The organism is Bacillus sp. SRI_025, assembly GCF_057592095.1.
In genome coordinates, this window is the sequence record NZ_JBYEGB010000002.1 from 470,345 (window position 1) to 492,881 (window position 22,537).

A 22,537-nucleotide genomic window follows, 5' to 3' on the forward strand; every position below is an offset into this window, starting at 1 on the left:
GAGAAGCGTGAAGAATAAATGGTTCGGCTATTTTATTGGCAGAGTGGAAGTGGAGATCAAAGGAAATGGCATTGAGCGGCTCATCAATGAGTGCACGAGGCAGGGGATCACAATGTTTCAAGTGAGCCGCCGTCAAGACAGCGTGTGCTTATTTATTCGCCTATCAGATGTACATGCCTTCAGAAAGGTACGCAGACATCATGACGTGACATGTTCATTTCATCAAAAGAAGGGCTTTCCGTTTCTACTTCTTTGGTCAAGGAAGAATATCGGATTTACCCTTGGGATTGTATGTTTTCTAGTGACGATATTGGCACTTTCAAACATGGTATGGAAAATTGATATTAAAGGAGCCAATCCAGAAACTGAACATCAAATGAGAAAGCATTTAGACGACATTGGGGTGCAAAAAGGACGTTTTCAGTTTCTAATGGGAACACCTGAAAAAATTCAAAAATCCCTGACAACCAATATTCAAAGCATCACATGGGTCGGTGTTGAACTAAACGGTACAACCTTTCAAATGAAAGTTGTGGAAAAAAATGAACCCGAAAAAGAAAAATACATGAGTCCTCAGCATATCGTCGCCAAGAAAAAGGCTGTCATCACGAGAATGTATGTAGAAAAAGGGGAGCCGCTCGCCGCGGTTGATGAACATGTAAAGAAAGGACAGATGCTTGTCTCTGGACTCATTGGCAGCGAAGATCAGCAGAAAACGGTAGGAGCCAAAGCGAAAATCTATGGTGAAACGTGGTATCGTTCTGAAGTTTCTGTCCCTCTTCGAACATCTTTTGACGTCTTTACGGGTAAAATGAAGACAAAGCACAAGCTCTCCGCATTTGGAGGCTCACTGCCATTTTGGGGCTTTTCTTTTAAAAAGGATGATTTCAAGCAGCCAAAAACAGAAACAGAAGTTCATCCGCTTCATTTCTTAAACATGCAGCTCCCATTCTCTTATGAAAAGGAAATCACACGTGAAAGTGAGAAAATAAATCGAGAATACACAAATAAAGAAGCGGTTCAAGCAGGGATTAAAATGGGTAAAAAAGAATTAGAAGAGAAGCTAGGTCAAACAGGAGAGGTGAAAAGTGAAAAAGTTTTGCACGAGACAACAGGGAATGGTAAAGTTAAGTTAATCATCCTTTACCAAGTAATAGAAGATATTGTTCAACCAACACCTATTGTTCAGGGAGACTAGAGAATGACAGAACATTTACTTGAGATTCAACAAAAATTGGATAGTCCAAACGAAGCGATTGCTTTATTTGGCAATCAAGATGCTTATCTGAAACTAATGGAAAACGAGCTGAACGTCTCCGTTATTACGCGTGGAGAAAAAGTGTATGTTTCTGGTGAGGAAGCATCGAGAGATACAGTAAGCCGTTTGATCACATCTCTTTTACATCTCATCCGTAAAGGAATCGAGATATCTGAACGGGATGTCGTCTATGCCATTAAAATGGCGCAAAAAAACAAGCTGAATTATTTTGAGAATATGTATGAAGATGAAATTACGAAAAATGCCAAAGGAAAGTCGATCAGGGTGAAAACAATCGGCCAGCGGGAATATGCTGCGGCGATGAAAAAAGATGACCTGGTCTTTGGAATTGGACCAGCTGGTACAGGGAAGACGTATTTGGCAGTCGTCAATGCGGTACATTCATTAAAAAATGGACATGTGAAACGGATTATCCTGACAAGACCAGCTGTTGAAGCAGGAGAGAGTCTTGGCTTTTTACCAGGCGATCTAAAGGAAAAGGTAGATCCTTATTTAAGACCACTATATGATGCCTTGCATGATGTGCTTGGCAGTGATCATACGGAACGTTTAATCGAGCGCGGCGTGATTGAAATAGCGCCCCTTGCCTATATGAGAGGCCGGACGCTTGATGATGCATTTGTTATTTTAGATGAAGCGCAGAATACAACACCTGCCCAAATGAAAATGTTTTTGACGAGACTTGGCTTTGGTTCTAAAATGGTCATTACAGGAGATATTACACAGATTGATCTGCCAAAGGGCATGCAGTCAGGTCTTGCGGCTGCAAAGGACATGCTTGCAGATATCAAGGGCATCTCATTTATTGAATTAGACCAGACAGATGTGGTCAGACACCCGCTTGTGGCGAAGATCATTGGCGCATACGAAAAGCAAAAATGAACTGAGTGACCCGATCGTCTTCATCGGGTCATTTTGTTTCGATCGTGGTTTAAAGTAAAAAAGGAGGTACTTTCCTTGAGAAAGAATCAAAAAGGCAGTAAGCGCAAAAGACTGCTGTCTAAAAAAGAACCTCAGAAAATGGAGCGCTCACGTTATTTAAATGTTTTGCTGTACGCTGCTTTAGCAGCCATTTTATTCGTGGTGCTCTTCTTCCATGTAAAGCCTGAATCGCTCGACTTAGATTTATTTTCTGTGAGCGAACAGACCATCTATTCTCCGTCAACTGTTGATGATCAAGAAGCGACAGAAGAAAAGAAACAAGAAGCAACAGATCAAGTGGAAGATCAATATACGCTCAAAAAAGCGTATTCTGATAATCGTGTAGACCTCATCTCATCCCTCTTTGAAGCCATTAAAGAAGAGAAGAAAGCAGCTGATGAAAAAGAGAAAGCGCCATCAGATCAAGAAATGGTCAAGCGTGTCAAAGAAAAGCTCACAACAGATATGCAGGAAGCTGTTTCGGATCAATCCATCAAAGCACTGCTTCAGGCAAGTGATGAAAATCTCTCATTTACTAAGGATTCCATCATCACAGTGGTGAATTCACTGATGAGTAAAGAAATCACAGCAGCAAAATTACAAGATGAGAAAAAACAAGTCAAAACAGAACTTGAAAACAATTCGATTCCATCAAAATACTTAAATGCAGCGAAAGAAATCGGTGAATTTGCGATCATCCCAAACTATGTATTTGACCCAGTGGCAACAGAGAAGAAAAGACAGGAAGCGGCTGACAATATTCAGCCAGTGCAAATTAAGCAAGGGCAAATCTTAGTTGAAGAAGGAGAGCTCATCGACCGGGAAGTTTATCGCAAATTAGAACTCACGGGTCTATTAAACAGCTCAAATTTATTTAAGCCTGTAAGTGGTCTTTTCATATTAATTGGCCTTTTCTTAGCAGCGATTATTCATTCCCTTGAATCGAGAAAAAAGTCGCTTGTCCATAAGAATAAGTCATTATTGCTCTACTCGCTTATTTTTACGATTATTTTAATTATTATGGAAGTGTTCAGTCTCTTCCAGGAAACGAAATATACAACGATAGGCTATGTTGTGCCAGTGGCACTTGGCACGATGCTGATCAAACTGCTCATTAATGAGCGGTTAGCAATCTTCTCCGGTCTTGTATTTGCTCTTTGCGGCAGTATGATGTTTAATCAAGGAGTAACCGGCGTCTTTAACTATGTGATCTGCGCTTATTATCTGATGAGCGGGATGGCGGGTATTTTATTTTTAAGAAAACATAATGCAAGATCAAAAATATTGCAGGCTGGGCTTTTGGTGGCGCTGGTGAATGTACTTGTGGTTTTATCCATTACACTGATCCAAAACTCTTCACCATCAGGGCTTGAAATCGGTGTGAACCTCATGATGGCGATTGTGTCAGGGTTTGCATCATCTATCTTGGTCATTGGGTTAATGCCTGTTTTTGAGAGCATGTTTGGCATTCTTTCCACAATGAAGCTGATTGAATTATCTAACCCAAATCATCCGCTCCTCAAAAAGATTTTAACCGAGACACCAGGTACATATCATCATAGTGTCATGGTGGCGAATTTAGCGGATGCTGCATGTGAAGCAGTTGGTGCAAACGGTCTTTTAGCAAGGGTCGGCGCTTATTATCATGACATTGGGAAAACGAAAAGACCGCAATACTTTATCGAAAACCAAATGAACATTGATAATCCGCATGACAAGCTTTCTCCTCAGCTGAGTAAAAATATTATTATTGCCCATACGACAGATGGCGCTGATATGCTGAGAGAAAAGAAGTTTCCTGAAGAGCTTGTCGACATTGCAGAACAGCATCACGGAAAGTCTCTTTTAAAGTTCTTTTACTATAAGGCAAAAGAGCGTGATGATCAGGTGACAGAAGAAGAATTCCGTTACCCTGGTCCAAAGCCGCAATCAAAAGAAGCAGCGATTATTTCTGTGGCTGACAGCGTTGAAGCGGCGGTTCGTTCCATGCATAATCCAAATCCAGAGCGGATTGAAAAGCTTGTCAAAGGCATTATTTCGGATAAAATGCAGGACGGGCAATTTAGTGAATGTGACCTGACATTTAAAGAATTAAATATTATCAGCCAAACGATTTGTACAACATTAAAGGGGATTTTCCATTCTCGGATTGAATATCCAGATGCCCCGAAGCAGAAGGTGAAGTAAATGACATTGTTAATCGATTTAATAGATGAAACAGGACAAGTATCAAAAGAGCAGCTTGAAGAAGTGGAAAAGCTTCTTCAGTTTGCTGCAGACGAACTTGAGGTCAAGGATCAAGCGGAAGTATCAGTGACGATCGTTTCGAATGAAGAGATTCATCAAATCAATAAAGAATACCGCGGAAAAGACGCGCCAACAGATGTGATCTCCTTTGCACTTGAGGAAGAAGGAGAAGGGGAGATTGAAATCATTGGAGCGGATGATATCCCGCCTGTACTTGGTGACATTATCATTAGTGTAGATCGAACGAAAGAGCAGGCGGAGGAATATGGACATTCCTTTATGAGAGAGCTTGGATTCTTAACGATTCATGGCTTCCTTCATTTGCTCGGGTATGATCATATGACAGAGGAAGATGAAAAAGAAATGTTCGCCAAACAGACAAAAATCTTGGATGATTATGGCCTTTCGAGATCATCGTAAGAAAAGAAGGCCGCTCGCCCGTTTTTTTCGGAGTTTTTACTATGCATTTAGAGGAATATGGCGAACTTTCTTGAATGAACGGAATTTTCGATTTCACACAGTCGCAGCCATCATCGTGGTGATCTGCGGCTTTTGGTTCCGCATTGACCCATTTGAATGGCTGATCGTTCTTCTTCTTTGCGGGGGGATGTTTGCGCTTGAACTTGTCAATACAGCCATTGAACATACAGTGGATCTGATGACAGAAGAAAGGCACCCGCTTGCAGAGAGAGCGAAGGACGCTGCGGCAGGCGCTGTTTGCGTTTACGCCGCAATTTCGGTTATGATTGGGTTGATCATCTTCTTACCGAAGATCATGCAATAGAACAATATTACTATTTATTAACATTTTTAGAAATGGGCGTGAAAATGTCACGTGAATTATGTAAAATATAAATGTGACAGTGGTACCATTTCTTCTGAAAGTGGGAACTAGGAATGAACAAACAAGAGTTGATTTCAGAAGCAATCAAAGCAAGAGATTTTGCATATGTACCCTATTCTAAATTCAAAGTCGGTGCAGCGTTACTGTCGAATGATGGAAAAGTGTATGGCGGCTGCAACATTGAAAATGCAGCATATGGTATGTGTAATTGTGCGGAAAGAACAGCACTTTTTAAAGCCTATTCAGAAGGCATTACATCTTTTCAAATGTTAGCAGTGGTGGCTGATACAGACCGTCCTGTTTCGCCGTGCGGCGCATGCAGACAGGTCATTTCAGAGCTATGTGCACCTGACATGCCAGTGATTCTAACGAACTTAAAAGGACATATATACGAAACAACAGTAAACGAACTATTGCCAGGAGCATTTTCACCGGAGGATTTAAATGACTAACGAAAGCTTCAAATCAGGATTTGTATCAATTATTGGAAGACCAAATGTAGGGAAATCAACCTTTCTTAATCGTGTTATTGGACAAAAGATCGCCATCATGAGCGATAAGCCCCAAACGACGCGAAACAAAGTGCAAGGTGTCCTGACAACGAACACATCACAAACGATCTTTATCGATACACCGGGGATTCATAAACCTAAGCATAAGCTTGGTGATTTTATGATGAGGGTGGCTCAAAATACACTGAAGGAAGTCGACCTGATCTTATTTATGATCAACGCACAGGAAGGCTATGGCAAAGGTGATGAATTCATCATTGAACGACTAAAGCAAACATCTACACCGGTGTTCCTTGTCGTGAATAAAATTGACCAAATTCATCCAGATGAACTGTTTCTTTTAATTGATGAATACCGCACACGTTATCCATTCAAGGAAATTGTGCCAATTTCAGCTCTTGAAGGAAACAATATCGACACGCTTCTTCAGCAGATTGAAGGTTATCTTCCAGAGGGCCCTCAATTTTATCCGGCAGATCAAGTAACAGATCATCCAGAACGGTTTATTATTTCTGAATTAATTCGTGAAAAAGTGCTGCATTTAACGAGAGAAGAGATTCCGCACAGTATTGCGGTTGCGATTGAATCAATTAAGCCAGATGAAAATGGCAAGATCCATGTCGCGGCAACCATTGTCGTAGAACGTGATTCGCAAAAAGGGATCGTCATTGGTAAACGAGGCAGCTTGTTAAAAGAAGTGGGACAAAAAGCGCGCAGAGATATTGAAGCACTTCTAGGCTCAAAAGTGTATTTAGAGCTTTGGGTCAAAGTTCAGAAGGACTGGCGTAATAAATCCACTCACCTTCGTGACTTCGGATTTAGAGAAGACGAATATTAAAAAATCGCTGCATTTGTCAGCAAATCTGACAATGGTGCGGTTCGATTAGTAAAAATTGTTTATCATGAAATGGAGGTAGCCTGGTCAAGATAAAATTAATATGTTGGATGTAGCGTTGCTGCTTCTAATAAAGAAAGGTGGGGTTTTTATGTTGAATTTTACATGGAACGTATTTTCACAAACAGGAAGCGTTGACACGTATCTGCTTTTCAAAGAGTTAGAAAAGGAGAACCTGGAAAGACCCGATGTACTTGAAGAAGAAATAGCACGATTTGATTTTCCAATCTTATAATTCTTGACCCCCTCCAGCGCTCGGAGTGTAGACAAATGCTCATTAAAAGTGAAGGAATCGTCCTTAGAACAACAGATTATGGCGAAACAAACAAAATTGTCACGCTGCTCACTAGAGAACATGGGAAAATTGGCGTGATGGCAAGAGGCGCAAAAAAATCAAACAGCCGCCTGTCAGCCATAAGCCAGCCGTTTTTATACGGCACCTTTCTTATCCAATCATCAACAGGAATTGGAACGCTCCAGCAAGGCGAAATGATTGAAAGTATGCGGGCCATTCGGGAAGACTTATTTCTGACCGCATATGCCGCATATATGACGGAATTGATTGATAAAGGGACAGAAGAAAAAAAGCCAAACCCTTATTTGTTTGAGCTTCTGCTTCAATCTCTGCGTCATCTCAACGAAGGCACAGATGCTGATATTATTTTATTTATCGTAGAGGTTAAAATGTTATCAGTGATGGGGATGAAGCCTGAACTTGATCAATGTGTTCACTGTGGTCAAAAAGAAGGGCAGTTCCATTTCTCGATAAGAGATAACGGCTTCATTTGCCAAAATTGTTTTTCGAAAGATCCATATAAACTGCCCTTATCCCCCGCAGCTGGAAGGCTGCTCCGTTTGTTTCATTATTTTGATTTATCAAGGCTTGGTCAGGTTGATGTGAAGCCTCAGACGAAACAAGAAATTCGTCAAGTGCTTGATCACTACTATGACGAATATTCCGGCCTCTATTTAAAATCAAAAAAATTCATGAATCAAATGGAATCCATGAAAAAGCTAATGGGTGACGAAAACAAAAGTTGACATCTCCCATGACTTTTTGTAAGATCATCTAAGATAAAATATGTTGCATTGACAGAAAGAAGTACTTACGTAAAATCCATAAAAGCGACCTTAGGGCGGTGTGAGCTAAGGATGGAGGCGTAACGAAAGGCATTCTTGAGCAACGTAAAACAAAGCGGCTGGATGCTACGACACCAGCAAATAGGGTGGAACCGCGGGAAAAACTCTCGTCCCTATGTTTGCAAAGAACCTTGCGAGCATAGAGACGGGAGTTTTTGTGTTCTCTTACAAGGTTCTAATCCCACCCGCCATACATAGCGGTTGGTGTAGAAAAGATGGAGGTGCGATCATTGAATATTCAAGACATGATTTTGACGCTGCAAAAGCATTGGTCAAATGAAGGCTGCGTATTAATGCAGGCGTATGACACAGAAAAAGGTGCCGGAACGATGAGTCCATACACGTTCCTCAGAAGCATCGGCCCAGAGCCATGGAAGGTAGCATATGTAGAGCCTTCAAGACGCCCGGCTGATGGCAGATATGGAGAAAACCCAAATAGATTGTATCAGCATCATCAATTTCAAGTGATCATTAAGCCATCACCTGACAATATTCAAGAACTATATCTTGAATCATTGAAGGCACTTGGCATTGACCCGCTGAAACATGACATTCGTTTTGTGGAAGATAACTGGGAAAATCCATCTCTTGGCTGTGCTGGACTTGGCTGGGAAGTATGGCTTGATGGGATGGAAATTACGCAATTCACGTATTTCCAACAAGTCGGCGGCTTAGAATGTAAGCCCGTTTCTGTTGAAATCACATACGGTATTGAACGTCTTGCTTCTTACATCCAGGACAAAGAAAATGTCTTCGATCTTGAATGGACAGACGGATTTACGGTCAGAGATTTATTCTTAATGGCTGAATATGAGCACTCTGTGTATACATTTGAAACATCTAATACTGACATGCTGTTCGAGCTATTTACAACCTATGAGAAAGAAGCACATAGTCAAATGGACAAAGGACTTGTTCACCCGGCATACGATTATGTCCTCAAATGCTCTCATACATTTAACCTGCTCGATGCAAAGGGCGCTATTTCTGTGACTGAGCGAACTGGTTATATCGGAAGAGTGCGTCAGTTAGCAAGAAAAGTAGCCAAAACCTATTATGAAGAACGCGAAAAATTGGGATTCCCTATGCTAAAAGAGGAGGCGGCTTCTCATGAATAAAAAAGATGTATTACTTGAAATCGGCTTAGAAGAGATGCCGGCTCGTTTCATGCCAGAGAGCACAAAACAACTAGGTGAGAAAGTAAAAGCATGGTTTGAAACGCAAAATATTTCATTCGAAGAGACTGCTTTATTTAACTCACCAAGACGTCTTGCTGTACTTGTGAAAGGTGTTGCAGAAAAACAAGAAGACATCAAAGAAGAAGCAAAAGGCCCAGCTAAAAAGATTGCCCAAGATGCTGAAGGCAATTGGACAAAAGCTGCTGAAGGCTTCGCCCGGGGCCAAGGTGCTTCAACAGACGATCTCTATTTCAAAGAGATCAAAGGAGTGGATTATGTCCATGTCCAAAAGTTTCAAGAAGGGAAGCAAGTCAAAGACCTTCTCCCAGCGTTAGGTGAAATTGCTGCTTCATTAAGCTTTCCAAAGAACATGAGATGGGGAAGCGAAGATTTACGCTATATCCGTCCGATTAAATGGATTGTTTGTTTATTTGGACAAGAGATTGTACCTGTTGAAATTGCCGGGGTGAAAAGCGGCCGTGAAACAAGAGGACACCGTTTCCTTGGTACGACAGCGAGCATTGACACTCCTGCTTCTTATGAACAAACTTTGCGCGATCAATTTGTGATTGCAGACTCAGATAAAAGAAAACAATTAATTACTGAACAGCTAAATGCGCTATCTTCAGAAAAAGGCTGGGTCATTCCTGTTGATCCTGAACTTCTAGAAGAAGTGAACGATCTTGTAGAATATCCAACTGTGCTGTCTGGTTCCTTTGAAGAGGAGTTTCTTGCATTGCCGGAAGAAGTATTGGTGACAACAATGAAAGAGCATCAACGCTACTTCCCTGTGAAAAATGAGCAAGGAGAATTATTACCGCATTTTATTACAGTCAGAAATGGAAACAGTGAGGCGCTGGAAAATGTCGCAAGAGGGAACGAAAAAGTACTTCGCGCACGTTTATCAGATGCTGCATTCTTCTATAAAGAAGACGAAAAACTAGTGATTGAAGACAATATTAAAAAGCTTGATAAAGTGGTATTCCATGAGAAACTTGGAACAATCGGCGACAAGCTGAAGAGAGTGACAGACATTGCAACCCGTCTAGCGGCGCATGTCGGAGCAGATGACGAAACAACAAAACGCGTGGCTAGAGCAGCAAGTATTTCGAAGTTTGACCTTGTGACTCAAATGGTCTATGAATTCCCTGAATTACAAGGAATCATGGGTGAGAAATATGCAAGAGCTCTTGGTGAACATGAAGAAGTGGCAAGAAGCATTAACGAGCATTATATGCCGCGCTTTGCTGGTGATGAGGCGCCGTCTACTTTGATTGGTGCGATTGTGGCCGTAGCAGATAAGCTCGACTCTATTTGTTCATTCTTCTCAATCGATGTGATCCCTACAGGTTCTCAAGATCCTTATGGACTTAGAAGACAAGCGAGTGGTATCGTTCAAATCCTGCTTGACCGTCATTGGAATATTTCATTTAAAGAGCTGTTAGCACTTGCTCAAGTAAAGACAGAACATGAAGCTGCTCTAATTGAATTTTTAACGCATCGTTTAAAATATGTTCTTCAAGCAGAGCATATTCGCCATGATGTTGTTGATGCAGTGCTGGATGTTGAAAATATTGAGCCATATGCAGTCGTCAAAAAAGCAGCTGTTCTTGAAGAGAGTGTAAAACAAGAAAGCTTCAAAGAAACGGCTGAAGCATTGGGACGTGTCATTTCAATCAGTAAAAAAGGCGAAGACGCAGAGATTCAGCCTGAACTGTTTGAAAATGAACATGAGCAAAAGCTGTTTGAGGCGTATCAGCAAGTAGAGAAAGCTGTCAAGGACCATGTAGCAGCAGGACAATACAGGTTGGCTCTTGAGGCGCTGGATACATTAAAAACACCGATCGTTCATTATTTCGATCACACAATGGTTCATGCGGATGATGAAAAACTGAAGCGAAATCGTTTGGCACAAATGGTCAAACTAGCCAAAGTGATTCAATCATTTGCGAATATGAACAATTTAATTGTAAAATAAATACCTAAGAACGGTTGCCTTTTCCGAAGGGCAATCGTTTTTTACTCATTTAATTCACGGTTTTTGAGTGGATTTTTGTTTCATTCGGACAAAGATGCGCTATAATATGATGAGTTATGAAAATGATATACATAAAATAAAGATTTCGCTCTCTCTATTTAAAGGTGGTGAGTACAATCGAGTTAAATAAACGGCAAGAGCAGATTTTACAGATTGTCAAAGAGAATGGTCCGATCACTGGAGAGCATATCGCCGATCGGCTGAACTTAACAAGGGCGACCCTCAGACCGGATTTAGCCATTTTAACAATGTCAGGCTTTTTAGAAGCAAGACCAAGGGTCGGCTACTTTTTCACAGGAAAAACAGGCACGCAGCTTCTCGCAGATAAGCTGAAAAAACTTCAAGTGAAAGACTTTCAATCCATTCCAGTGGTGATACATGAGAATGTTTCGGTTTATGATGCGATTTGTACGATGTTTTTAGAGGATGTGGGCACATTATTCGTTGTGGATGATCACTCTATTTTAACAGGCGTGTTATCAAGAAAAGACCTCCTTCGCGCAAGTATAGGGAAACAGGAGCTTCCATCTATCCCTGTCCATATTATTATGACAAGAATGCCGAACATCACCGTTTGCCGCAAAGAAGATTTCATTATGGATGTGGCGAAGCACTTGATTGAAAAGCAAATAGATGCACTTCCTGTGATAAAAGATACGGAAAAAGGCTTTGAAGTAGTCGGAAGAATCACGAAAACAAACATGACGAAAATACTTGTCAGCTTATCGGAGAACGAAATAATCTAATGACAGAAGACTGCGAGGGGATGTTATGAGTAATCGCGTAATTTTTGTGGTATCAGATTCAGTAGGAGAAACGGCAGAGCTCGTGGTCAAAGCGGCACTTAGCCAATTTGATGGCGGCTCATCAGACCATTCAAATATTAGAAGAATCCCGTATGTAGAGGATGTTGGTACGATTAAAGAAGTCATTTCACTGGCGAAAGCAGATAATGGGATCGTCTGCTTTACTCTTGTTGTGCCAGAAATGCGCCAATTCTTAATCGAGGAAGCAGAAGCAAACGGTGTTGTTTATTATGACATCATCGGTCCACTCATTGATAAAATGGAGACGGCCTATGGAAATGAAGCGAAACATGAGCCGGGTCGTGTACGTCAATTAGATGAGGACTATTTTAAAAAGGTAGAAGCCATCGAGTTCGCTGTGAAATACGATGACGGCAGAGACCCAAGAGGTATTCTAAAGGCTGATATTGTACTCATTGGTGTATCACGCACGTCCAAGACACCATTATCTCAATATTTGGCGCATAAACGGCTGAAGGTAGCGAACGTACCAATTGTACCTGAAGTTGATCCGCCAGAAGAGTTATTTTCAGTTGATCCGAAGAAATGTATCGGTTTGAAAATTAGTCCAGACAAACTAAATCATATTCGCAAAGAGCGTTTAAAATCTCTTGGTTTAAATGATCGCGCTATTTATGCGAACATTGAGCGGATTAAAGAGGAACTAGAGTATTTTGAAAAAGTGGTTGATCGTATTAACTGTCAAGTCGTTGATGTATCGAATAAAGCAGTTGAGGAAACGGCAAATGTCATCCATCAAATGCTGACCAAAAGAGGTTCCGAATAAACTCAGGATGCTCCTCCTGGGTTTTTCCTATGGTGGGAAACGGGTAAACAAAAACAATAGCATATTTGCTGCATTTGTATTATAATAAAAAATTGTGATAAAATGATTGATTTTAGGTTTAAGTTAAGTCAAGAACGAATAAACTAATATTGGCAGAAGTCAAGTGATTCTGAACATAACTTTTCGACAAAATGAGTTTTACTGTTGATTGCTTTATGGGGGAAAAGTATGGTCTTTTTGCTTCTCTAAAGCAGGAATAAGGTGGAGGGATGGAGAATTAGTCACCTGAATGAACGTAAAAAAGAGAGGACGATTTATGTCGATGCAGATGCTTGTCCTGTAAAAGACGAAATCCTTTCTGTCGCATCTCAATTTCAAGTACCAGTGACATTCATTGCTTCATATGAGCATTTTCAAACCAAAAGATCTCCACTTGAAGATTGGCGGTTTGTAGATACACATAAGGAAGCAGCGGACTTAGTCATTGCCAACTCAGCTGCCGCACATGATATTGTCGTCACCCAAGATATTGGTCTTGCCTCCTTACTGCTTCCGAGACAGGTCATTGTTCTGTCTGAAAGAGGACGAATGTACACAAACGAAACAATTGATTTTGATTTGGAACGCAGGCATGTTTCCAGCAAACAGCGAAGAAAAGGTGTATACGGAAAAGGTCCCAAAAAGCTTTTAGAAGAGGATAAGAAGCGATTTATGGCGCAACTACAAAAAATCCTGTCGAATCATGAAGGATTTTTAAATTAAAAGGCGAATAATGTACGACGGAGTGTTATTAGGATGAGCAAACGTATACCAGATGAACTTTTGGAGCAGATCCAAAAAAACGCAGACATTGTCGAAGTGATTGGAGAATACGTACAGCTTAGAAAGCAAGGTCGAAATTACTTCGGTCTTTGTCCATTCCATGGTGAAAATACTCCTTCATTCTCTGTTTCAGCAGATAAGCAAATCTTCCATTGTTTTGGCTGTGGTGCAGGAGGCAACGTGTTTTCGTTCCTCAGACAAATGGAAGGCTACTCATTTATTGAAGCCGTTTCACATGTGGCTGATAAGTACCATATTGATCTGCCTGATCAGGTGGCGAATGCTCAGATGAGTTCCTCTCAGCAAGAGGACACTGCAGATCATAAAATGATTGAGGCCCATGAGCTTCTTAAGAAATTTTACCACCATTTGCTGGTAAATACAAAGGAAGGTCAAAACGCACTCGATTATTTACGGTCCAGAGGCTTTACGGATGAAACAATTGCCAAGTTTGAGATCGGGTATGCTCTTGATTCTTGGGATTTCGTGACCAAGTTTTTAGAAAAACGAGGATTTGATCCTGTGATGATGGAGAAGGCTGGTCTTTTGATTCAACGTGAAAACGGCACAGGCTTTTTTGACCGCTTTAGAGATCGTGTCATGTTTCCCATTCATGATCATCATGGAACGGTCATCGCTTTTTCCGGAAGATCGCTTGGTGATCAGCAGCCTAAATATATGAATAGTCCTGAAACGCCGCTTTTTCATAAAAGTAAGCTGCTTTATCACTTTCATGACGCACGCATGCATATTCGCAAACGCGAACGGGCAGTTCTTTTTGAAGGATTTGCAGACGTCATCTCAGCTGTTACATCAGGTGTCGGTGAAAGTGTTGCAACAATGGGTACGTCTCTTACAGAAGAGCACGTAAAGCTTCTCAGGCGGAATGTAGAAGAGATCATCCTTTGCTATGACTCTGATACGGCCGGATACGAAGCGACCATGAAAGCATCAGATTTGCTTGGAAAAAGAGGATGTAAAGTTCGCGTTGCCATGATACCAGATGGACTTGATCCAGATGATTACATTCGTAAATATGGCGGCGAGAAATTTAGGAATGACATCATAGATGCAAGTGTGACATTAATGACGTTTAAGATGAATTTTTTCCGAAGAGGAAAAAACTTATCAGACGAAGGAGACCGTCTTACTTATATGAAGCAGGTTCTCCGAGAAATCAGCCGGTTAAACGGCTCTTTGGAGCAAGAGATTTACATGAAACAGCTTGCTGGGGAGTTTTCGATCTCACTTGATTCATTAAAAGAACAACTGGAGCTGTTTGAAAAGCAGCAGCGGCAAGAAACCAAAAGCACACAGGAAGAAAACGGGCTTGAAAAACGGCGTGCACATCTGTCAACACAAGTGAGAAGAAAGCGTCTGCGGCCGGCATATGAAAATGCAGAGCGAATGCTGCTTGCTCATATGTTAAAAAGCGATGACGTGATCCGCAAAGTACTTGACAGAATCGGAATTGAATTTAATATAGATTCGCACAGGGCGCTGGCAACGTACATTTATGCCTTGTATGAAGAAGGCAAAGAACCAACGCCGCAGCATCTGATGAACCGGATAGAAGATGATGTCATGAATCAGCTGCTGACGGATATATTGATGATTCAAGTCGGAGACGAACTAAGTGAGGCTGAATTAAGTGATTATGTAAAAAAAGTGTTGAATCATCGGAATTTGTCAATGATAAAGGAAAAAGAACTAGAACGTGCAGAAGCGGAGAGGCAAAAAGATTTCTTCAAAGCGGCAACACTTGCAAAAGAAATTATTCAGTTGAACCGTTCGCTGAAGTAATACGTCTATTATTAATGACAGGACTTACGGCTGGCAATGAATCCTTTACGGGAGGAGCATAAGACCGCAAGCATCTTGCCTTCATCATTATTTATTTTATTCCTATTTGCTTCGTCTTCTGTTTGACAGAGAGAGAAAAGCAGGGCGGAAGCAAATCGCAAGTTACTTTAGAATTCGTTGCAAGCTTTGGAAGGAGGGATCCATAATGGCTGATAAACAAGCCCACGAAACCGAAACTGAATTAACCTTTGAACAGGTGAGAGATAAGCTCACTGAAACGGGTAAAAAACGGGGCGTTTTAACATACGAAGAAATTGCAGAGCGTATGTCTAGCTTTGAAATTGAATCAGACCAAATGGATGAATACTATGAATACTTAGGCGAACAGGGTGTAGAGCTCATTAGTGAAAACGAAGAGACAGAAGACCCAAATGTTCAGCAGCTGGCTAAAGCGGAAGAAGAATTTGACCTGAATGATTTAAGCGTACCACCAGGTGTCAAAATCAATGACCCTGTTCGTATGTACTTAAAAGAAATCGGACGCGTCAACTTGTTATCTGCTAAAGAAGAAATTACGTACGCTCAAAAGATCGAAGAGGGCGATGAGGAATCAAAAAGAAGATTAGCGGAAGCAAACCTTCGTCTCGTTGTCAGCATTGCGAAACGCTATGTCGGTCGTGGTATGCTGTTCCTTGACTTGATTCAAGAAGGAAACATGGGTCTGATGAAGGCGGTTGAGAAGTTTGATTACCGCAAAGGATATAAATTCTCAACATATGCGACTTGGTGGATTAGACAGGCGATCACACGTGCGATTGCCGATCAGGCGAGAACAATCCGGATCCCGGTTCATATGGTGGAAACCATTAATAAATTGATCCGTGTTCAAAGACAGCTTCTGCAAGACCTAGGCAGAGAACCAACGCCTGAAGAAATTGCTGAAGACATGGATTTAACTCCAGAAAAGGTAAGAGAGATTCTTAAAATTGCGCAAGAGCCTGTATCTTTAGAAACACCTATTGGTGAAGAAGATGACTCGCATCTTGGTGATTTTATCGAAGACCAAGAGGCGACATCTCCATCTGACCACGCTGCGTACGAACTCTTAAAAGAGCAGCTTGAAGATGTATTAGACACGCTGACGGACCGTGAAGAAAATGTGCTGAGACTACGTTTCGGACTAGACGACGGAAGAACACGCACGTTAGAAGAGGTTGGTAAGGTGTTCGGCGTAACAAGAGAGCGTATCCGACAAATTGAAGCGAAAGCTCTTCGTAAATTAAGACACCCAAGCAGAAGTAAACGATTAAAAGACTTCTTAGAGTAGAAACCGGACGGATCTTGAAAGAGATCCGTTCTTTCTTATCAAAAATGAAAACGCTTTTTTCAATCTGATTATATTTTACTGAATAACAAATGAATTTGCAACGTTCTTAGAGAAAAGATGTATAAAAAATACATCTAAATGTGCTGGAGGCTTCATTTCTCATCTTGAATCATTTTTGTCTAATCTGTGAACTTGACCAAAGTTTTGTATCATAATTCGTTTACTTTTTGTAAAATTAAAGTAGAATTAGAATTGTTTGCATAGTCTCAAAGGGGTTTTCACAAAGGGGAGGATGAAAGAAATGAAACGGAATCCACTTATACCATTTTTATTGATTGCCATTTTAGGTATTGGACTCACTTTTTTCTTATCAATGAAGGGGCTGAAAGATGAAGAAAAAATTGCCTCAGGGGGCAAAGAGCAAAAGCAAGAAGAGACAGCAAATGCGACGCCGGAAGAATTGTATAAACAGAACTGTCTAAGCTGTCACGGGGAAAACTATGAAGGCGGAGCAGGTCCTGCTTTAAAAGGTGTTGGAGACAAGCTTGAAGTAGCTGACATCAAGAAGAAAATTCAAGAAGGCGGCAACGGGATGCCAGGCGGGCTGATTCCGAATGAAAAGCTCGATGAAATGGCGGAATGGGTATCTAAAATTAAATAACCGTACACAAAAAGCTCTTTTTCAAAAGAAGAGCTTTTTTCATTTGAAAACGACTTTTAAAAAGTCCATAATTTATATAAGATAGACAAGTATGAACATTAAAGAAAAGTAGTGATACGTATGAATGAAATGAATTTATCCAAACGATTAAAAAAAGTCGCAGACTTTTTACCAGATGAGGCAGTCTTCGCTGATATCGGCTCAGACCATGCCTATTTGCCATGCTATGCGATCCTGCATCAAAAAGCAGTGAAAGCCATTGCTGGTGAAATTACCGATGGACCGCTCCAATCGGCGCAGCAGCAAGTACATAGACTTGAATTAGATGAACAAATATCGGTCAGAAAAGGAAATGGCCTTGAAGTCATTGAAAAAGGTGAAGTGAATGCTGTAACGATTGCAGGTATGGGCGGGGCACTCATTGCAAGTATTTTAAATGAGGGCAAGCATAAGCTCGCAGGCCATGAGCGGCTCATTCTTCAGCCGAATATCCATGCCCACCATATTCGTTTATGGCTTTATCAAGAGGGGTATGAATTGATGGATGAAGTCATTTTAGAAGAGGACGGCAAAATATACGAAATCATCATCGCAGAAAAAGGCGATAAAGATAAAGCTTATGAAGGAATGTCACTTGAAGCAGGCATGCTGGTTGGTCCGTTTCTTGCGAAAGAGCAAAATGACGTCTTCCAGCGCAAGTGGATGCAAGAGCTTCAGCATATGGAGAAGATAGAAAATCAAATTCAGCAGGCAGCACGGACAGAAGAAAACAAAGAGCGCCTTGAAGAGCTGAATGCGAAAATAAAGATGCTAAAGGAGGTCTTGACTGTTGGCTAAAACAGTAAACGGGCATGAAATCATCCAATTGTTTGAACAATTTTCACCAAAGGCATATGCCATGGAAGGTGATAAAATTGGTCTCCAGATTGGAACATTGAATAAAAAAGTAAGCAATGTGATGATCACCTTGGATGTATTAGAGAATGTAGTAGATGAGGCGATCGAGCGAAAAGTGGATCTCATTATTGCGCACCATCCGCCGATTTTTCGTCCATTAAAACATGTAGCGACAGATCAGCCAGCTGGACGGATCATTGAAAAATGCATCAAACATGATATTGCGGTATATGTGGCACATACGAATTTAGACGTAGCTGATGGCGGAGTCAATGACCTGCTTGCTGAGGCTCTAGAGCTTGAAGAAACAAGTGTGCTAGTGCCGACATACGAGGATCCAATCAAACAGCTTGCTTTGTATGTCCCTGAAGAGTTTGAAGAGGCCATCCGGACAGCTTTAGGAAATGCGGGCGCAGGTCATATCGGCAACTACAGCCATTGTGCGTTTTCAAATGAAGGGACAGGCAGCTTTTTGCCATCAGAAGAAGCTAAGCCGTTTATTGGGGAGTCGGGTCAATTAGAATTTGTGAAAGAAGTGCGGATTGAAACCATTTTCCCAGCCAGCATAGAAAAACAAGTGATTCGCGACATGATCAAAGCACATCCTTATGAAGAAGTCGCCTATAGTGTACACACGACAGATCTTCCTCCTATTCAAAAAGGCCTTGGCCGTATTGGAGAGCTAAATGAGCCTATGACACTTAGAGATTTCACACAATTTGTGAAAACGAAGCTAGATGTGAATGGTGCTCGTTTTGTAGGAGATCAAGACGCTGTAGTGAAAAAAGTGGCGGTGCTTGGCGGAGACGGAAATAAATACATCCATCAAGCGAAAAGAATGGGTGCAGATGTGTATGTGACAGGAGACCTTTATTTCCATGTTGCGCATGATGCCATGATGCTTGGGCTGAACGTAGTGGACCCAGGGCATTATGCTGAAAAGATTATGAAAGAGGGCGTAAAGGCGAAGCTTCAATCGCTATGTGCAGATAAAAAGTATGACGTACAGCTCTTTGTTTCTGAATCAAACACAAACCCATTTCAATTTATGTAAACAAAAAACGTCAGAGCATATCCGCTCTGACGTTTTCTTATTTCTTTGTTTTGACGCGAGGTAAAATTTTAGAAAGAGGAACGGTCCGTTCAATCTTCCAAGTCGTTTCATCATCCGGTTCATAGTTTTCTAAGAAACGAATGACTTCCTTTGTAATAGGTGTTGGTGTTGAAGCACCAGCAGTAACAGCAACGGTTTTGACGCCCTGCAGCCATTCCAGCTTGAGTTCACTTAAATCGCCAATACGGTAAGCCTGCGTTCCGGCTATCTCCATTGACACTTGTGCGAGACGGTTGGAGTTATTACTTTTTGGATCGCCGACAACAATGGTTAAATCGGCTTGACCAGCTTGCTGCGAGACAGCTTCCTGACGCACCTGTGTCGCAAGGCAAATTTCTTGATGATACTCGACGTGAGGGTATTTCTCTTTAATCAGCTCCATCAGATCGTGGACATCCCATTGAGACATCGTCGTTTGGTTCGTGATGAGAAGTTTTTCTGATGTTAAATCGAGCGCCTCAATATCGGCTTCTGTTTCGACAAGATGTACCTTGTCAGGGGCTACTCCGACAGCTCCTTCTGGCTCAGGATGACCTTTTTTCCCAATATAAATAATGTCATAGCCATCGGCTGTTTTCTCTGAAATGAGTTCGTGGGTTTTCGTGACATCAGGACAGGTCGCATCAATGGCGACAAGGCCTTTTTCTTCTGCGATTTGACGAACCTCAGGAGAAACGCCGTGAGCCGTGAAAATGACTGTTCCGCTTTCTACCTGCTTTAAAATGTCTAAGCGGTTTGGTCCGTCCAGTGTGTAGATTCCATCTTCCTCGAAGGCATCAGTGACATGTTTGTTGTGCACAATCATACCTAATATATAAATGGGGCGTGGCAAATTCTTATCAAGTGCGGCATTTTTAGCAATGACCATTGCATCCACAACGCCATAGCAATAGCCACGCGGCGATATTTTAATTACATTCATTTATTCGTCCTCCTGTAGGGAAGTGCTGCTAGAGAAGAACAATATAAAAAGCCGTAAAAAACGGCTTTTTATCATTCTCTTGCTTCCATTATAGCCAAAGTAAGCGTATATATCAAAGATTGTTATACGCAGTGAACACTTCGCCGTTAAAAGATCACTAGACATATAGTTTTGGAACAGAGCTGCCAGATCTTTTTTTCGGTTTTGCTTCAGGAGCAGGTGATGTGTGTGGTGCTGCTTTTTTGACAAGGATGTCTTCGGGTTCAACATTTTCTTCTATTTCATCAGGTTGTGCTTCTTCCTCGGGTACTTCTGTTTCCGCGCTGGTCTCCGTTGATTTTGCATCATCGTCATTTGCATTTGCTTCATCATCGTCCGCACTGCCAAGCTGGCTGTACAGTTTAATCATTGCAGGTAAGTTTCTCACTAAAGGACCGTATTGCTGAATCATTGGCGTAAATTGCTGCGCCATCCCGAGCACTTTTTGAACATTTCCTAACATGCTTGAGAGAGTCGCAGGATTCGTGAAGCTCTGGATTCCTTGTAATCCCGCACCACCTCCAGAGACTCCAGCTCCTCCTGCGCCAGGAAGAAATTTAGAGAGCATGCCTTTAATTCCTGCTCCGCCGCCTAGTGCACGGCTCTCACCTCCTGGAATTCCGCCCATCCCGGGTAAACCGCCTCCCTGTACAGACGGGGAGCGAGGCATCATTTGCTGAAATGGATTGCCTTGCCCTTGAAAAGGCTGTTGGATAGGAGGCTGCTGCCCTCTTTGAAACATTCGGGGCTGTCCGCCATTTCCAAGGTGCCGGCGTGAGGGGCGGCGCGGCTGAAAATCGCCCATAGGCCTTTGCCCTAACATACTTGTACCTCCCTTACTGCATTCTCTTTCTCTTCATAGGTTATGCAAGGAAGCATCAATTGGTTTCCTGTAGGAAAAGCGGACATGGTTTTTTTACTGAAAATCAGCTATAATGAGGAGATGAGCAAAAAGGCATTGCCTTAAGGAGTGAAAACATGAAAGAAACAAAATTTACGACATATGAATTAAAGCCTTTTATTATAGATGCTATTCATGAACTAGGCTTTTATGAGCCGACTGATATTCAAAAAAGAATCATCCCTGCTGTTTTAAAAGGAGAAAGCGTGATTGGCCAGTCACAAACAGGAACAGGAAAAACTCATGCGTACTTATTGCCGCTGATTCATTCAATTGATCCAAGCAAAGAGCAGGTACAAGTCGTGATTACTGCACCTACAAGAGAATTAGCCAATCAAATTTTCAAAGAAGCTCAAACGATTTTAAAGAATGCTTCCCCAGAAGAAGAGATCAAAGCAAAGCTTTACATTGGCGGAACGGACAAGCAGAAATCAATTCAAAAGCTAAAAAATCAGCCGCATTTGGTGGTCGGCACACCTGGACGTATTGCTGATCTCATTCATGAGCAGGCGCTGAATGTTTACAAAGCGACCTCCCTTGTCATTGATGAAGCGGATTTAATGCTGGATATGGGATTTTTAGAAGATGTGGACCGTATTGGTGCACAAATGCCAGAACAGTTGCAAATGCTTGTGTTCTCTGCAACCATCCCAGAAAAACTAAAGCCTTTCCTGAAAAAATATATGGACAATCCAAAGTATGCGCATGTTGAACCAAGACGGATTACAGCAGAAAACATTCAGCATATTTTAGTTCCATCTAAACAGCGTGATAAATTAAAATTGCTCCATGAAATGGTGACGAATGTACAGCCATATTTAGGGATTATTTTTGCCAATACAAAAACAACTGTTGATGAAATCGCATCGTTCCTACAAGAAAAAGGAATGAAAATCGGTGTGCTTCATGGCGGATTAACGCCGCGCGAACGTAAAAAAGTCATGAAACAAATTGAAGATTTGGAGTTCACTTATATTGTGGCATCTGATCTTGCAGCTCGCGGCATTGACATTAAAGGCGTCAGCCACGTGATTAACTATGAGCTACCATCTGATCTTGATTTTTATGTGCACCGCGTTGGAAGAACAGCTCGTGCTGGTTCATCTGGAATTGCCATGACCATTTATGAGCTGGCTGATGAGGATGCACTCATTCAAATTGAGAAAATGGGCGTTGTGTTTGAAAACAAAACCATTGTTCATGGCGAATGGCGAGATGCAGATGACCGTCTGAAGCGTCAAAGACGTAAAAAAGCACCAAATGAAATTGAAGAAAAAGCAAAACGTCTTGTGAGAAAACCGAAAGCCGTCAAACCTGGATATAAAAAGAAAATGACACGTGAGATGGATAAAATCAAAAGACAGGAACGTAGAAAGTCAAAGCGTAATGGAAAGTAGGGGGAAA

At 41.6% G+C, this 22,537-nt stretch carries 22 protein-coding genes and 1 other annotated feature; of the genes, 20 read left to right on the forward strand and 2 right to left on the reverse strand.

What is annotated here, in order from left to right:
- Positions 1 to 7 precede the first annotated feature (7 nt).
- From yqfD to AC20OE_RS07410, 19 genes are all read left to right on the forward strand, one after another.
- A complete protein-coding gene (gene yqfD, locus AC20OE_RS07320) occupies positions 8 to 1,198 on the forward strand; it encodes a sporulation protein YqfD (protein WP_487268775.1) in 1,191 nt (396 codons plus the stop codon).
- Between the two features lie 3 nt (positions 1,199 to 1,201).
- Positions 1,202 to 2,161, forward strand: coding sequence for a PhoH family protein (locus AC20OE_RS07325; protein WP_039180050.1), 960 nt, complete (start codon positions 1,202 to 1,204; stop codon positions 2,159 to 2,161).
- Between the two features lie 114 nt (positions 2,162 to 2,275).
- Positions 2,276 to 4,387 carry an HD family phosphohydrolase gene (locus AC20OE_RS07330; protein WP_394722259.1) on the forward strand — a complete coding sequence of 704 codons (2,112 nt, stop codon included), beginning with the start codon at positions 2,276 to 2,278 and terminating at the stop codon, positions 4,385 to 4,387.
- Positions 4,388 to 4,867, forward strand: a complete 480-nt coding sequence (ybeY, locus tag AC20OE_RS07335) for an rRNA maturation RNase YbeY (protein WP_024423021.1) — start codon at positions 4,388 to 4,390, stop codon at positions 4,865 to 4,867.
- Entirely contained in the window at positions 4,845 to 5,231 is a 387-nt protein-coding gene (locus tag AC20OE_RS07340; RefSeq protein WP_024423020.1) for a diacylglycerol kinase family protein, read from the forward strand. The genes ybeY and AC20OE_RS07340 overlap by 23 nt, the downstream gene beginning before the upstream one ends.
- A 113-nt stretch (positions 5,232 to 5,344) precedes the next feature.
- The gene (locus tag AC20OE_RS07345; RefSeq protein WP_008356263.1) at positions 5,345 to 5,743 is read left to right on the forward strand and encodes a cytidine deaminase; all 399 of its coding nucleotides are present in this window, start codon (positions 5,345 to 5,347) and stop codon (positions 5,741 to 5,743) included.
- Positions 5,736 to 6,641, forward strand: a complete 906-nt coding sequence (gene era / locus AC20OE_RS07350) for a GTPase Era (protein ID WP_007501305.1) — start codon at positions 5,736 to 5,738, stop codon at positions 6,639 to 6,641. Before AC20OE_RS07345 ends, era begins: the two co-directional genes overlap by 8 nt.
- 148 nt (positions 6,642 to 6,789) lie before the next feature.
- Positions 6,790 to 6,933, forward strand: coding sequence for a YqzL family protein (locus AC20OE_RS07355; RefSeq protein WP_003217288.1), 144 nt, complete (start codon positions 6,790 to 6,792; stop codon positions 6,931 to 6,933).
- A gap of 35 nt (positions 6,934 to 6,968) precedes the next feature.
- Positions 6,969 to 7,739: a DNA repair protein RecO gene (recO, locus tag AC20OE_RS07360; protein WP_099663452.1), complete on the forward strand. Its 771-nt coding sequence runs from the start codon at positions 6,969 to 6,971 to the stop codon at positions 7,737 to 7,739.
- Positions 7,740 to 7,778: 39 nt separating this feature from the next.
- Positions 7,779 to 7,956 (forward strand) — a binding site (T-box leader).
- Positions 7,957 to 8,068: 112 nt separating this feature from the next.
- Entirely contained in the window at positions 8,069 to 8,956 is an 888-nt protein-coding gene (gene glyQ / locus AC20OE_RS07365; RefSeq protein ID WP_012010611.1) for a glycine--tRNA ligase subunit alpha, read from the forward strand.
- The gene (gene glyS / locus AC20OE_RS07370) at positions 8,949 to 10,994 is read left to right on the forward strand and encodes a glycine--tRNA ligase subunit beta (protein WP_099663451.1); all 2,046 of its coding nucleotides are present in this window, start codon (positions 8,949 to 8,951) and stop codon (positions 10,992 to 10,994) included. The genes glyQ and glyS overlap by 8 nt, the downstream gene beginning before the upstream one ends.
- 167 nt (positions 10,995 to 11,161) lie before the next feature.
- Positions 11,162 to 11,800, forward strand: a complete 639-nt coding sequence (gene ccpN, locus AC20OE_RS07375; protein WP_039180035.1) for a transcriptional regulator CcpN — start codon at positions 11,162 to 11,164, stop codon at positions 11,798 to 11,800.
- Positions 11,801 to 11,825: 25 nt separating this feature from the next.
- On the forward strand, positions 11,826 to 12,647 hold the full coding sequence (locus tag AC20OE_RS07380; protein WP_008342399.1) for a pyruvate, water dikinase regulatory protein: 822 nt from the start codon (positions 11,826 to 11,828) through the stop codon (positions 12,645 to 12,647).
- Positions 12,648 to 12,908: 261 nt separating this feature from the next.
- Positions 12,909 to 13,409 (forward strand): YaiI/YqxD family protein, encoded by a 501-nt coding sequence (locus AC20OE_RS07385; protein WP_024423016.1) that lies wholly within the window; start codon positions 12,909 to 12,911, stop codon positions 13,407 to 13,409.
- A 33-nt stretch (positions 13,410 to 13,442) separates the two neighbouring features.
- A complete protein-coding gene (gene dnaG / locus AC20OE_RS07390; RefSeq protein ID WP_024423015.1) occupies positions 13,443 to 15,272 on the forward strand; it encodes a DNA primase in 1,830 nt (609 codons plus the stop codon).
- A gap of 205 nt (positions 15,273 to 15,477) precedes the next feature.
- A complete protein-coding gene (gene rpoD, locus AC20OE_RS07395; protein WP_008342392.1) occupies positions 15,478 to 16,599 on the forward strand; it encodes an RNA polymerase sigma factor RpoD in 1,122 nt (373 codons plus the stop codon).
- A 301-nt stretch (positions 16,600 to 16,900) separates the two neighbouring features.
- The gene (gene cccA / locus AC20OE_RS07400; RefSeq protein ID WP_034280134.1) at positions 16,901 to 17,260 is read left to right on the forward strand and encodes a cytochrome c550; all 360 of its coding nucleotides are present in this window, start codon (positions 16,901 to 16,903) and stop codon (positions 17,258 to 17,260) included.
- Positions 17,261 to 17,380: 120 nt separating this feature from the next.
- The gene (locus AC20OE_RS07405; protein ID WP_126681580.1) at positions 17,381 to 18,097 is read left to right on the forward strand and encodes a tRNA (adenine(22)-N(1))-methyltransferase; all 717 of its coding nucleotides are present in this window, start codon (positions 17,381 to 17,383) and stop codon (positions 18,095 to 18,097) included.
- Positions 18,090 to 19,211, forward strand: coding sequence for a Nif3-like dinuclear metal center hexameric protein (locus tag AC20OE_RS07410; protein ID WP_039180024.1), 1,122 nt, complete (start codon positions 18,090 to 18,092; stop codon positions 19,209 to 19,211). The genes AC20OE_RS07405 and AC20OE_RS07410 overlap by 8 nt, the downstream gene beginning before the upstream one ends.
- A 37-nt stretch (positions 19,212 to 19,248) precedes the next feature.
- Here AC20OE_RS07410 and AC20OE_RS07415 read toward each other — a convergent pair whose 3' ends face one another.
- Both AC20OE_RS07415 and vrrA read right to left on the reverse strand, forming a co-directional pair.
- Positions 19,249 to 20,193, reverse strand: a complete 945-nt coding sequence (locus AC20OE_RS07415) for a 4-hydroxy-3-methylbut-2-enyl diphosphate reductase (protein WP_024423011.1) — start codon at positions 20,191 to 20,193, stop codon at positions 19,249 to 19,251.
- Positions 20,194 to 20,350: 157 nt separating this feature from the next.
- Entirely contained in the window at positions 20,351 to 21,055 is a 705-nt protein-coding gene (gene vrrA, locus AC20OE_RS07420; protein ID WP_487268776.1) for a VrrA/YqfQ family protein, read from the reverse strand.
- 155 nt (positions 21,056 to 21,210) lie between these two features.
- Here vrrA and AC20OE_RS07425 point away from each other — a divergent pair, with 155 nt between their 5' ends.
- On the forward strand, positions 21,211 to 22,530 hold the full coding sequence (locus AC20OE_RS07425) for a DEAD/DEAH box helicase (RefSeq protein WP_024423009.1): 1,320 nt from the start codon (positions 21,211 to 21,213) through the stop codon (positions 22,528 to 22,530).
- Positions 22,531 to 22,537: the final 7 nt, after the last annotated feature.